The sequence below is a fragment of the Halobacterium sp. CBA1132 genome (assembly GCF_001485535.1).
Classification (GTDB): domain Archaea; phylum Halobacteriota; class Halobacteria; order Halobacteriales; family Halobacteriaceae; genus Halobacterium.
The window spans coordinates 277,833-290,210 of the sequence record NZ_BCMZ01000001.1 but is presented as its reverse complement, the minus strand read 5'-3'; the positions used below and the strand labels follow the sequence as shown (position 1 = coordinate 290,210).

Genomic DNA, 12,378 nt, shown 5'->3' with positions numbered 1-12,378 from the left:
CGATGCAGGACATCGTTCAGGACGCCCTCGACAACGCCGAAGCCGAACAGCGCGAGATGGACGCCGACAGCGACGGCGACGAGTTCGGCGACCCGCGCATCGTCATCGTGGGCGCGGGCGGCGCGGGCAACAACACCGTCAATCGCCTGTACAACATCGGCGTCGAAGGCGCCGACACCGTGGCCATCAACACGGACAAACAGCACCTGAAGATGATCGAGGCCGACACGAAGATTCTCGTCGGGAAGTCCCTGACGAACGGCCTCGGCGCCGGTGGCGACCCCTCGATGGGCGAGCGCGCCACCGAGATGGCGCAGGGCACGATCAAGGAAGTACTCGGTGACGCGGACCTCGTGTTCGTGACCGCCGGCATGGGCGGCGGCACCGGCACAGGCGCCGCGCCCGTCGTCTCCAAGATCGCTAAAGAACAGGGCGCAATCGTCGTCGGCATGGTGTCGACGCCGTTCAACGTCGAGCGCGCCCGCACCGTCAAGGCCGAGGAAGGACTGGAGAAGCTCCGTGAGGAGGCAGACTCCATCATCGTCCTCGACAACAACCGGCTGCTCGACTACGTCCCGAACCTCCCGATCGGGAAGGCGTTCTCCGTGATGGACCAGATCATCGCGGAGACCGTCAAGGGCATCTCGGAGACGATTACCCAGCCCAGCCTCATCAACCTCGACTACGCCGACATGACCGCCATCATGAATCAGGGCGGCGTTGCGGTGATGCTCGTCGGCGAGACCCAGGACAAGAACAAGACCAACGAAGTGGTCAAGGACGCGATGAACCACCCGCTACTGGACGTCGACTACCGCGGCGCGAGCGGTGGCCTCGTCCACATCACGGGTGGCCCCGACCTCACGCTGAAAGAGGCCGAAGGCATCGCGGACAACATCACCGAGCGGCTGGACGCGAGCGCGAACGTCATCTGGGGCGCCCGCATTCAGGAGAATTACAAGGGCAAAGTCCGTGTCATGGCCATCATGACCGGCGTGCAGTCCGCGCAGGTGCTCGGGCCGAGCACACAGAAGCAGGCGGACAAGTCCCGTCAGGAACTGCAGGACGTCGAGTCCACGGACTCCAAGCAGCGCGCTGTCGACGACAGCGGCACGAGCAACGAGTTCGGCGCGCACTCCGACGGCGGCAAAGAAGAGGTCGAGCAGAACAACGGCCTCGACGTCATCCGGTAACCGCCCAGTTTTTTCGCGGTCAGCGACCGGGAAGCAACAGGTGTCGCACGCCCTCAGACCGCGTCGACGGCTTCGACGAGCGCGCACTTCCGACAGCGGTCGCGCGTCGTCGGCGCCCCGCACTCCTCGCATTCCCCGACATCAGCGTCTTCGTCGCTGTACTGATCGGCGGCCAGTCCCGCCAATTCCTCGTAGCCGGCCATGATGGAGTGGCGCGTCCCCGGATGATTCTCCTCTAACTTCAACAGGAGGTCCTGAATCTCGCCGCGGAACGCTTCGCTGGCGTGCGGACACTCCGCCATGTGGACTGGCAGGTCCCGTAGTTGGGCGTACAGCGCGACCTCCTTCTCGGGGACGTCCCGCAGCGGCTTCGCGCGCGGAATCATGTCCTCCTTGGGTGTGCGTTCGTCGAACGGCCCGAGGCTGGCGTCGAAGTGCTTGGCGACCTGTTCGACGTTCCCCTCGAAGATGTTCATGAGCGCGGTCTCCGCCTCGTCGTCGAGGTTGTGCCCGGTGAGGAGTTTGTCCGCGCCGTGCTCTTCGGCGTACCGCGCGAGGATGTCCCGGCGGAACACCCCGCAGTACGCGCAGGGTGCCATGTCCAGCGGGTCGTCCTCAGCGACGTCGTCCATCTCCAGGTCGAACTCGTCGGCGTACGCGACGACTTCGTGGCGGATGTCACGGTCGGTCGTGATCTCCTCGCAGGCGGCGAGGCTCTCGTCGCGGTAGCCCTCGATGCCCTCGTGGATGGTGAGCGCAACCAACTCCACGCGGGGGTCCTCGGCGAACGTCTCTTCGAGAATGTCCGTGAGGACGACGCTGTCCTTCCCGCCGGAGAGCCCGATGACCCACGTCTCGGGGTTCTCGGGCGTGGCGTCGTCGGGGAGCATGTCGTCATCGCGGATGCGGCGCCGCACCCGGCGTTCGACGCTCTCGAAGAGGTGGCGGTCGCAGAGGTGCGCGCCGGAGTACGCCGCGTGCATCACGGCCTCGCGGTCGCACTTGGTGCAATCCATTACGGAGACGTTGGCAGCGCCGGCGTTTCACCGTTACGTCTCGCCGAACGACGACCGGTGATAAACTGCATGTCGAGATAGTAAATAGGCGACCCCGGCGAAATCCGCACTTTCGGAGGATGCCTTATTTCCCGTCGTATTGTGAGGAATTTAGCCTCGCTTAGGGGGGCAAAATCGAGCGGTCTACTATTCGAGTCTCGAAATCACACTTGACCGACAGAAAGTCCCGTCATTTCCCCTCATTCTGGTAGTGTTACCACTCCTGATTTGCGGGCCCAGTGTGCAATCTCTACACGCTAATCGACGGGAACTAACGCAGCACTCACCATCTCCACGACCATCCCCGCCGGAATCTCTGGTGCGTACTCCATCTCCCCATCCACACCAGCCTTCAACAGAACATCCGTTATCCGCCAAATATTGTAGAGCAACGCTGCGAACACGAAGTAGAACAATCGGACACGGTAGTCCCTTGAGGACGTCTTCGCCAGAAAATCGTTCTTGATGCTCTTGTACTCATTCTCGATCTGCCATCGCTGACGATACCGATCACAAAATATCTCTGTCTCAGCTGGCTTCACGACTCGATTCGTCGCGAAGACTGCTGTCCCGTCACCGCTATTCGATGGAACGTACAGGAACCGCATCGAATGAGACCCACTATCAGTATGCATTGTTCCCGGCTGAACTGCGACATTTACCCCGTCTTCCTCCATCTGATCGATCGCATCACGTTCCTGGTTCGAAATCCGCTTCGGAATCAGATACTCTACTCCGAGGTTCGAGAGTGTCTGAAACGTCTGTATCGAATCGAACTCGCGGTCGCAGAGGACCATCTCGATTGGTACATGCTCCTGGGCTCGCTGGATTAATCGACGAACGACTCGGTGAACCTTGTTTGATGGATTCTCATCCCAACTCGAACTTTCCCGAACAGGCTCGATAGCCAATATGATTGGGACATTGCGACCCACAATCGACAGTGTCGCGAATTTGAATGCTCGCTCATGTTTTTCTTTCGTCCCGCTCACCATCGGCATTCCCTCTACATCCCCGTGGTAGGGAATCGTCGTGATGTCAATAGCAACTGTCACGGGCCGTCGAAACGTCGCCTCTGATTCGATTTGGGAGAGCAATCGCTCTGTTGCCCTGTCAAAACCTTCGATGAGGGCATCTCTATCGAATTGCTTGACGGTGCGTAGATGGGTGTCGCCGTGGGGGCCGTACTCGACTCCACGCTGGAGCTGGAAGCGAGCAGCGCCCTGTGCCGTTCCACACCCGACCATCCCCATGTAGGTCTGGAGTTCAAAGAACTGCGTATCATCGTAGGACGAGTTCTGAGCGCGCCCCGAGTCGAATGCCCCGAACCCATGCTCGCGAGCTAACCGTGTTGTTCGGAAAATCTGTTCGTCGGTGAACTCCTCGTGTTTCTCGTCGTCAGTCTCGTTCTGCTCCGATTCTTCTTCCTGTATGATGTCTTCTTTAGGTCTGATTTCTGGGTCGTCGTAGCCTCGGTCGTGGTTTTCTTTGACTGCATAGTGTGCTGCGGTCTCGACGAACTCACGGACAGCCTCATCAAATCGGTCGCGCCAAGTCCGAGAGAGTACGGACGGGTCCGGCATGCTATCGAGACCGATCTCAGCAGCGAGTTCAGACGATTCTGAGATATCGTCGTAGCTGTTGCCAGTGAGCTCGCGGTAGAGAAATAACCGGAGCATTGCTTCAAACGGATATGGCGCAGGGTGCCACTCTGGATAGGAATCTTCGAGGGTATTGGTCGTAATGGGAACGTCCCCAATAATGGTACTGACTGGCTCCTCGGAATACAGCATCCGAGACATCTGAATTCCGACGCGGAACGAGTTGGTCATCCGCCGTGATCGGTCAGATGCCGGCTCGGATGAAGCAGCCATTACGTACCGAGTCGAATGCCGGCAAAGTGAGCCTGTTGAACGTCAGTCACTAACAGAATCGGATAGCCAATCGTTAGATACAGGTGGTGTCGATAACAGTAGTCATAGGTTTCCACTCGTAGCCTGCGCCGTGCGAAAGCGGCGGCACGCTTTTACAGATTCGGACGCAACGAACACGTATGTCCGAGGGCGACACCCGCCGCATCTCCGAAGACCTCATGGACGAACCCCACGTTCGGGACCGGCGGGTCAGCGTCCGGCAGGTGTACGCCCTCGTCGAGGAGCGCGACATTGACCCCGAGACGGTCGCCGACCGCTACGACCTCGACGTGGCGGACGTGTACCACGCGCTCGCCTACTACCACGACCACCCCCGGGAGATGCGTGACGTAGAGCACACCCGGGAGGACGCGATGGCTGACTTCCGGGAGACGATAGACCGCCCCGAGGGTGTGGACCCCGACACAGCCTGAAATGGCGGCGTGGCGCTTTCTGTTGGACGAGAACATCGATCCGAAGACGGCAAACTATCTCGAAAAGGAAGGCGTCGACACCGAGCACGTTCGAGATGCGCTGTGGCAGGGCGCGAAGGACGAACAGGATGTACTTCCGTACGCTCGGGAGCAGAATCTGATTATCGTGACGAGCGACGTGAAGGACTTCGGCGGGTTGGACGCCGATGAGCACGCGGGCGTCGTGTTGCTCTACGACGACACGATGCCCGCCTATCAGGTCGCGTCCGGTCTGCTTTCGATGGTTGACGCTTATGGCGATTCCGAGCGTTTCGGCGGACGGGAAGAACTCGACGCGTGGGTCTAAGCGATGTATCTATTGTGAACCCGTCCTCTGCTTCGCCAGGATGAACCGCGGATACATGACGCGCTCGAAGACGAGCGACACACTCGCCGCCGAGCCCTGTTCTACTTTCACTGAACCTACTAGTAGAAACTCCTCCGGTCGTGTTGCGGGCTACATTCCCACGTACAAGCGAGACGTGGGCTATATACGGCCGAACCGCCGAATGATTTTTCCACCCCGGTCGAGGGACTCAGCCAGATGAGTCAACGTACCAAAGCACCGGAGGAGTGGGAGCGGGGGTTCGTCGAGGCGAACGGCATCGAATTACACTACTGCCGCAGTGGTGGGTCGGGCCCGCCGTTCGTCGTCTCCCACGGCTTCACCGACGACGGCTACTGTCGGCTGGACCTCGCCCGCGAACTCGCGGACGACTTCGACGTCGTGCTGTACGACGCTCGCGGGCACGGCCGTTCCGACGCGCCCGACGGGGCGTACGGTGCGCCCCAGCGCGCGGCGGACCTGCACGGGTTGCTCGACGCGCTCGCGCTCGAAATCCCCATCCTGTTCGGTCACTCGATGGGCGCCGACACGGTCGCGGAGGCCGCGGCCCGCCGACCGGAGCGGCCCCGTGCCGTCGTGCTTGAGGATCCCGTCTGGATGCATGACAGGGACGACGATGGAGAAGAAGACGAGGGGCCCGGGTGGAACATCGAGGAGCAAATCGCGGAGTGGCAAGCCCAGAGCGTCGAGGAACTCCTCGAAGCCGACACGATGTTTCGGGAGCTCGCCGAGCGCGGACAGCCCGACCTCGCGCGCCGAGTGGCCGAAGCCAGGCGCCGACTGCGTCCCGAACTCGCCCGGGTGTCCGCGGCCGAGTTCGTCGACCCCACCGAGACGTACGGCGATATCGAAGCGCCGACGCTGATTCTGAAAGCCGACGCAGACGAGGCGGAGCGCGAGCGGGAACGGGAGACCGCCTCGCTCCTTCCCGACGGAGAGATCGTACATATCGACGGCGCCGGTCACTGCGTCCTCTGGGACGAGCGGGAGCGAGCAACCGAGGAACTCCGGGCGTTCCTCGCGACGGTTTAACTGGAATCCGGAGGGGATGGCCCACCGTCGCGGTTCATGCCGGAGTCGATACCGGACACCATGAACTCCGCGAGAATCCGGCCGATACTGCTCTCGGCGGTCCACATGGCCTCCTCGCCGACGGCGTCGTCGGTCGCAACCGAGAGCAACACCGTCCCTTCGTCGACCATCAACGCCCGCCCGGCGAAATCAGCGGGGTTGTCCTCGCCCATTACCATCACGACGACCGGACTGTCGGCGAAGCGCTCGCGCTCGGACTCGACGGCCGTGACGACCGTTGCCGCGACGCCGGCGGCCCCGCGTTCCCGGAGCGCCGCTTCGATGTCGTCAGTGAGCGATGCCGGCTCCGGCGCGACGAAGACAACCTCCGACGACGCCGTCGCGATGAGCTCCGCAATGCGGTCGTCGATAGCCCGACTCCCGCGGACGGTCGCGACGGCACGATTGCCCCCGCTGTCCGGGGACGTGGCCCGGAGGGATTCGAGGTTCTCGAACGCTCGGTCGCGCTCGCGCTCGATTCGGTCGGTCAACTGCTGGCGGGCGGCCTCGAGACTCACCGGCCGGTACTCCTTCGGGGAAGCGGTGACGACCTCCACGAGGCCCCGTTCGGCGAGGTCGTCCGCGGCGCCATACACTTGGGAGCGCGGCACCTCCGAAATATCGCTGATCTCCTGTGTAGTTCCGGTGCCGAGTCGTTGGAGGGCGACGAACACCTTGGCTTCGTAGTTCGAGAGACCGAGCCGTGTCAGCGCCGCGACTGCGTCTTGTGTGCTCATGGTGGGTGGACTGTCCCCGGGTCGACTCCCCCTTCGATATCAGGGCCTATCAGTCGAGTGGATGTGGGCTGTATATATTTTGTAGGAACCTACAAACATTTATACTCATGCTGTGCAGAGCGAGGGTATGAAACTCGTCGAGCGCTACGCCGCGGCGGTTGTTGACCACAGTCGGCTGGTCATCGTCGCGCTCCTGTTGTCGACAGTCCTCGTGGGGAGCGCCGCGGGCGGCGCCGATTTCGGGCTCTCCATCGCCAGCTTCAGCACGGACTCGCCCGAGGCCGACGCCGCCGACTACATCCAGGAGAACTTCACGACGGAGGGCGAGAACACGACGACGGTCCAAGTTATCGTCCGTGACGAGAACGCCCTCTCGAAGGAGTCGCTCCTGGCCGGCTTGCGCTTCCAACAGGCCGCCCGCGCGAACGAATCGATAAACGCAACGCTTGCGGACGGCCAGTCGATGGTCGGCCTCTCGAATATCATCGCCACTGCCGCCGTCTATGCCGAGGGCGGGAGGGGCCCGCCGCCGACGCTCGCCGAACAAATCGCGCAACTGGAGTCCATGTCGGAGGAGGAGGTGGCGGAGACGGTCGCCCGCGTCCTCGACCCGGACCGAGAGACACGCGGTTCGACGGACCCGTACGCTCTCCTCCCCACGTCGTACGAAGCCGAGAGCACCACCGCGTCGGGCCGCGTCCTGTTGGTCTTTCAGGATACGAGCGAGCAGACGGGTGACGACCTGCCGACGAACGTGGTTGACGCGCAACTCGCCCTTCAGGACATCGCCGCTGACGGTCTCCCGGGGGAAAGCTTCGTCTTCGGCGCCGGCATCGTCAGCGAGGAGAGCGGTCAGGCCACTGGCGAGAGCTTCGCCATCATCTCACCGGTCGCGTTCCTCCTCGTGGTGGTCGTTCTGGGAATCGCCTACCGCGATCTTGTCGACGTGATACTCGGGCTGGTCGGTGTCGGACTCGTGTTGACGTGGATGGTCGGGTTCATGGGCTGGGCGGATATCGGCCTCACCCAGATTCTCATCGCCGTTCCGTTCCTGCTCATCGGGCTCAGTATCGACTACGCGCTCCACGTCGTGATGCGCTATCGCGAGGCCCAAGCCGACGACCCCGATATCCCGCCCCGCGTCGCAATGCGCCGCGGTCTCGCGGGGGTCGTTGCGGCCATCGGCGCGGCGACGTTCACCACCGCGGTTGGATTCCTCTCGAACGCCGTCAGCCCGATTACCTCGATTCAGGACTTCGGTGTCGTCAGCGCGGTGGGTATCGTCGCGGCGTTCCTCGTCTTTGGCCTGCTTCTCCCGGCGCTGAAGGTCGAAATCGACGAACTCCGCACACGCATTGGCTGGCCCGGTCGCGCGACTCCGTTCGGCCGCGGCGACCGCCTCGGTCGCGTCCTCGGCGTCGGCGCCGATATCGCCGACCGGGCGCCGACCGCAATCGTGTTGGTCGCCGTCCTGCTGGCCGCCGGCGGCGGCGTCGCCGCGACGGACATCGATACGTCCATCGACCAGACGGATTTCCTCCCGCGCGACTCGCCGGACTGGATGGACTCGCTCCCGGGCCCGTTCCAGCCCAGTGACTACCAACTGCGGGCGAACGCAGAGTACCTCAACGGCGCGTTCGCGCAGGCCCGCGGCCAGTCTCACGCCGAGTTCCTCGTCACCGGTACGGTAACTGACGGCGGGACCCTCGACCGATTCGTCGACGCCCGAGCCGACCTCAGAAACACCTCCTCCGCGGTGGTGCTTGCGGACGACAGCCTCCAGGTGACAGGTCCCGTCGAAACCGTTCGGGCGGTCGCACAGCGTAACGAAACCGTCGCGGCTGTCGTCGAGGACGCCGACACCGATGGCGACGGCGTTCCCGACCGGAACCTCGCGGGCGTCTACGATGCGGTCTACGCGGCCGCGCCGGGGGAGGCGGCCGCCACGATTCACCGACAGGGTGGGAAGTACCGTGCGCTCCGAGTCACCGTCGGCCTCTCGGGCACCGCGGACACCGGGGCCATCACGACGGAAATGCGTACCGTCGCGTCGTCGATGGCCGGCGGGAGCGCCCTCACGGTGACCGCGACCGGCGGGCCGATCATCGAGGAAATCATCCAGCGCTCGCTGTTGACGACCCTTGTCGACGGCTTCCTCATCACCTTCTGCGTCATCCTCGCGTTCCTGACGCTCACGTTCTGGGTGCGCTACCGTTCGCTTACACTCGGCGCCGTCGTGTTGTTCCCCGTGTTGCTCGCACAGGCGTGGCTGTTCGGGGCGATGTATCTCGCGGGGCTCTCCTTCACTACGGAGACAGCCATCATCGCTTCTATCGGCATCGGGATCGGCGTCGACTACGCCATCCATATCGGGGAGCGGTTCGTCGAGGAACGGGCCGAGAACGGCGAGCCTGTTCCGGCGCTCCGCCGGACGGTTCAGGGGACGGGCGGCGCGCTCCTCGCGAGCGCCGCCACGACAATCGCGGGCTTCAGCGTGCTGATGCTCGCGCTCGTGCCCTCGCTCCAGCGCTTCGGCTTCATCACGAGCCTGGCCATCGGCTTCGCCTTCCTCTCCAGTGTCCTCGTGCTCCCGAGCCTCTTGGTCGTGTGGACGCGGGTGACAGACGACTCCAGTGCGGAGGCGGGAACTGTGAATTAGCGGCGGCGAACACGTCAACTCAGTCGACAATCACGGGGCCCAGTCGGCTCACACGAGTATTTATTACCCCGCTTTGGTAACGCCGACCATGACCACACCGGAGTTCGACGTGGACTTCGAACTCAAAGAGCGGGTGATGGACGAGGCGCCGATTGGCATCACTATCTCCGACGTCGACCGCGAGGACAACCCACTCGTTTACGTCAACGACGCCTTCGAGCGCCTGACGGGGTACTCGCGCAACGAGGTTCTCGGGCGGAACTGCCGGTTCTTACAGGGCAAGGATACGGACCCGGAAGCGGTTACACGGCTACGCGAAGCCATCAAGGACGAGGAGTCCGTCACCGTCGAACTCGTGAACTACCGCGCTGACGGGGAGCGGTTCTGGAACGAAGTCACGGTCGCCCCAATCAGAGACAAGGCGGGCGATGTGACCCACTTCGCGGGGTTTCAGGCCGATGTCACCGCACGTCGCGAAGCGGAACTCGAGACGCAACAGCGCAAGGAGAACCTCGAACGTCTCGTGAGCCGAGTCAACGGACTGATGCAGGACGTCACCGAGACGCTGATGCGGGCAACGTCTCGGGAGGAAAACGAGCGCGAGGTAGCGGAGCGAATCGTCGATACCGATCCGTACGTGTTCGCCTGGTTCGGAGAACCGGATACGGTCGCGGGGACTATCGATCCGACGTCATGGGCTGGAGCCGGTTCCGTTGAGGGCGTATCCATCAATCTTGATGCCGAGGACCCCACAGCCGAAGCGTTCGCCACCCGGTCGCTCCAGTTGACGACCGACATCGAAAGGACCGCATGCGCCGACCGGGTTCCGGACGCCCGTTCGATGGCCGCAGTCCCGATTGCCTACGGCGACACGGTCTATGGTGTTCTGTCCGTCTACGCCGACGACCCGGATACGTTCGACGAACACGAGCTGATTGTCGTCGAGACGCTGGGTCGGACAATCGGGACGGCGATTAACGCCGCTCAGAGCCGACGAACCCTCACGGCCGACAACATCGTCGAACTCGAATTCGAGATTCGCGACCGCGACCTCTTTTTCGTGGACCTGTCCGCGCAGTGTGACTGTCGACTCGAATACCGCGGGTCGGTGTATCGGTCCGGGGGCTCGTTCTCGATGTTTTTTTCGACGGATGCGTCCCTCTCGATGCTCTCGGACTGCGCGGTCGACCACCCCGATGTTGAAGACGTAACGCTCGTGAGCGGTGCCGACGCCGGGCTTTTCGAGTTCCGAATCAACGAGGGCTCGATTATCTCCGAGCTCGCCGAACGGGGAGCGAAAACCCAATCCATCACGGCTGAGTCCGGAACGGCCCACCTCGGTGTCGAGGTCTCCGCGGACGCGGATTCCCGGACCGTTTCGGAGTGGCTCACCGGGACGTACGCGGACACGGAACTGACGGCGTATCGCGAGCGTGAGCGCCCACCGACGACGAGACGGGAGTTTATCGAGGACGTGGAGAACAACCTGACCGACCGACAGCTAACGGCGCTTCAGCGGGCGTACCTGAGTGGATACTACGAGTCGAACCGTACCACCACCGGGGAAGAACTGGCCGCCTCGATGGATATCTCTCGCTCGACCTTTCACCAACATCTCCGCGCGGCGGAGCGGAAACTTATCGGGGAGTTCTTCGCGCGCTGAAGCGGGGCACCTGACTAGTAGGGTATGACTCCCATGACTCTCGGAGCACTAAATCATACCGTGGCCGAACCGTCATAGAACTGTAGGGGGTTGCCCCGTAATCGGGGTATCCCCACCGACATCTTTCGTCTCTCCATAGATGGTAACAACCGAGCAACTCGCAGAGAGCAAAGCGATACAGCAACACACCGGTCGGACCTTCCACGTCGCGACCCGATTCCTCCCAGAGCGCGTACGTCATCCAACCTACGTCCTCTACGCGTTCTTCCGGATAGCCGACGATATCGTCGACGACCCCAACCCGGGGCCGATAGCGGACCAACGGACGGAACTCGAACGCCTCCGCGAGGCGGCTCTGGGGGAGCAGGCGACGGACGAGCCGGTGCTGTCGGCGTTCGACGAGATGCGTCGGCGAAACGACATCCCCGACCGCGAAATCGAGGTGTTTGTCGAGGCAATGGAATCGGACGTGGAACCGGTGGGATACGACACGTACGCGGACCTCGAAGACTATCTCAGGGGCTCGGCTGTCGCGGTAGCCTATATGATGCTCGACGTGATGGACCCCGACGCGAAAGCGGCCGCCAGGCCCCACGCAAGAGCGCTCGGCGAGGCGTTTCAGCTGACAAACTTCCTGCGCGATGTCCGCGAGGATATCACGGAATACGGACGCATCTACCTCCCGCGGACGACACTCGCTCGGCACGGCGTCTCCGAGGACGACATCGTGGAACTTCGGTCCTCAGAAGGGTTTTCGGCCGCCATGCGAACGGAGCTCCGACGGACTGAAGAGCGCTACCGGGAGGGCGTCGCGGGCATCAGTCTGCTCCCGGAGGACTGCCAGTTCCCCGTCCTCCTCTCCGCGGTGCTCTACGCGGAGTACCACCGACTCATCCGCGAGCGGGGCTTCGACGTGCTGTCGTCGCCACCGAGTCTCGACACGACAGACTATCTCCGGCTCGTTGCACAGACTTGGTGGTCTTGGCGACGAGAACGCGATCCAGAAGCGGTATTCTACAACGTGAGCCCGGTTCCCGAGTCTGCCGGCGAGATGTCCACGGATACGCCCGAAACGACCGGTCATCCGAATTGTAGAACCGTTACGCGCCCGATTCGGCGGGTCGCGGATTTCCTCTATTCACAGTGGCCGGTCGGCCGGTCTTGGCCATAACGTGGGGCACTGCTGTCGGGGCGTCAGACTGTAAACGGAGACACTCCTGCCGGAAACTCACCTTAATGTCGTACGCTTCGAGCAAGGGGCCGCGCGA

At 62.8% G+C, this 12,378-nt stretch carries 10 protein-coding genes; 7 read left to right on the top strand and 3 right to left on the bottom strand.

What is annotated here, in order from left to right:
• Positions 1-2 precede the first annotated feature (2 nt).
• Positions 3-1,193, top strand: a complete 1,191-nt coding sequence (gene ftsZ, locus AVZ66_RS01410) for a cell division protein FtsZ (protein WP_058981064.1) — start codon at positions 3-5, stop codon at positions 1,191-1,193.
• 53 nt (positions 1,194-1,246) lie between these two features.
• Here the strand turns inward: ftsZ and AVZ66_RS01405 are convergent, their stop codons facing one another.
• Entirely contained in the window at positions 1,247-2,209 is a 963-nt protein-coding gene (locus AVZ66_RS01405; protein ID WP_058981062.1) for a TIGR00269 family protein, read from the bottom strand.
• A 296-nt stretch (positions 2,210-2,505) separates the two neighbouring features.
• Positions 2,506-4,041, bottom strand: a complete 1,536-nt coding sequence (locus AVZ66_RS01400; protein WP_197407706.1) for a transposase — start codon at positions 4,039-4,041, stop codon at positions 2,506-2,508.
• Between the two features lie 260 nt (positions 4,042-4,301).
• Here AVZ66_RS01400 and AVZ66_RS01395 point away from each other — a divergent pair, with 260 nt between their 5' ends.
• The 3 genes from AVZ66_RS01395 (at position 4,302) to AVZ66_RS01385 (ending at position 6,012) form a co-directional block, all read left to right on the top strand.
• Complete coding sequence (locus tag AVZ66_RS01395) at positions 4,302-4,595, top strand: DUF433 domain-containing protein (RefSeq protein ID WP_058981058.1); 294 nt, start codon at positions 4,302-4,304, stop codon at positions 4,593-4,595.
• Between the two features lie 22 nt (positions 4,596-4,617).
• The gene (locus tag AVZ66_RS01390) at positions 4,618-4,941 is read left to right on the top strand and encodes a DUF5615 family PIN-like protein (RefSeq protein ID WP_157575569.1); all 324 of its coding nucleotides are present in this window, start codon (positions 4,618-4,620) and stop codon (positions 4,939-4,941) included.
• Positions 4,942-5,178: 237 nt separating this feature from the next.
• Positions 5,179-6,012: an alpha/beta fold hydrolase gene (locus AVZ66_RS01385; protein ID WP_058981054.1), complete on the top strand. Its 834-nt coding sequence runs from the start codon at positions 5,179-5,181 to the stop codon at positions 6,010-6,012.
• On the opposite strand, the gene AVZ66_RS01380 is transcribed toward AVZ66_RS01385, so the two are convergent.
• Complete coding sequence (locus AVZ66_RS01380; RefSeq protein WP_058981052.1) at positions 6,009-6,788, bottom strand: TrmB family transcriptional regulator; 780 nt, start codon at positions 6,786-6,788, stop codon at positions 6,009-6,011. The genes AVZ66_RS01385 and AVZ66_RS01380 overlap by 4 nt on opposite strands.
• Positions 6,789-6,915: 127 nt before the next feature.
• On the opposite strand from AVZ66_RS01380, the gene AVZ66_RS01375 reads away from it, so the two are divergent.
• The 3 genes from AVZ66_RS01375 to AVZ66_RS01365 all read left to right on the top strand — a co-directional run bounded on the left by AVZ66_RS01375 (position 6,916) and on the right by AVZ66_RS01365 (position 12,281).
• Positions 6,916-9,447, top strand: a complete 2,532-nt coding sequence (locus tag AVZ66_RS01375; RefSeq protein ID WP_058981050.1) for an RND family transporter — start codon at positions 6,916-6,918, stop codon at positions 9,445-9,447.
• Positions 9,448-9,535: 88 nt separating this feature from the next.
• Positions 9,536-11,110, top strand: a complete 1,575-nt coding sequence (locus AVZ66_RS01370) for a bacterio-opsin activator domain-containing protein (protein ID WP_058981048.1) — start codon at positions 9,536-9,538, stop codon at positions 11,108-11,110.
• A 139-nt stretch (positions 11,111-11,249) separates the two neighbouring features.
• Positions 11,250-12,281 (top strand): phytoene/squalene synthase family protein, encoded by a 1,032-nt coding sequence (locus AVZ66_RS01365; protein ID WP_082678742.1) that lies wholly within the window; start codon positions 11,250-11,252, stop codon positions 12,279-12,281.
• Positions 12,282-12,378 lie beyond the last annotated feature (97 nt).

What these genes read in the sequence shown, in the direction of transcription:
- ftsZ (WP_058981064.1), top strand. Translation starts at nt 3, where the DNA reads ATGCAGGACATCGTTCAGGACGCCCTCGACAACGCCGAAGCCGAACAG.
- AVZ66_RS01405 (WP_058981062.1), bottom strand. Translation starts at nt 2,209, where the DNA reads ATGGATTGCACCAAGTGCGACCGCGAGGCCGTGATGCACGCGGCGTAC.
- AVZ66_RS01400 (WP_197407706.1), bottom strand. Translation starts at nt 4,041, where the DNA reads ATGCTGTATTCCGAGGAGCCAGTCAGTACCATTATTGGGGACGTTCCC.
- AVZ66_RS01395 (WP_058981058.1), top strand. Translation starts at nt 4,302, where the DNA reads ATGTCCGAGGGCGACACCCGCCGCATCTCCGAAGACCTCATGGACGAA.
- AVZ66_RS01385 (WP_058981054.1), top strand. Translation starts at nt 5,179, where the DNA reads ATGAGTCAACGTACCAAAGCACCGGAGGAGTGGGAGCGGGGGTTCGTC.
- AVZ66_RS01380 (WP_058981052.1), bottom strand. Translation starts at nt 6,788, where the DNA reads ATGAGCACACAAGACGCAGTCGCGGCGCTGACACGGCTCGGTCTCTCG.
- AVZ66_RS01375 (WP_058981050.1), top strand. Translation starts at nt 6,916, where the DNA reads ATGAAACTCGTCGAGCGCTACGCCGCGGCGGTTGTTGACCACAGTCGG.
- AVZ66_RS01370 (WP_058981048.1), top strand. Translation starts at nt 9,536, where the DNA reads ATGACCACACCGGAGTTCGACGTGGACTTCGAACTCAAAGAGCGGGTG.
- AVZ66_RS01365 (WP_082678742.1), top strand. Translation starts at nt 11,250, where the DNA reads ATGGTAACAACCGAGCAACTCGCAGAGAGCAAAGCGATACAGCAACAC.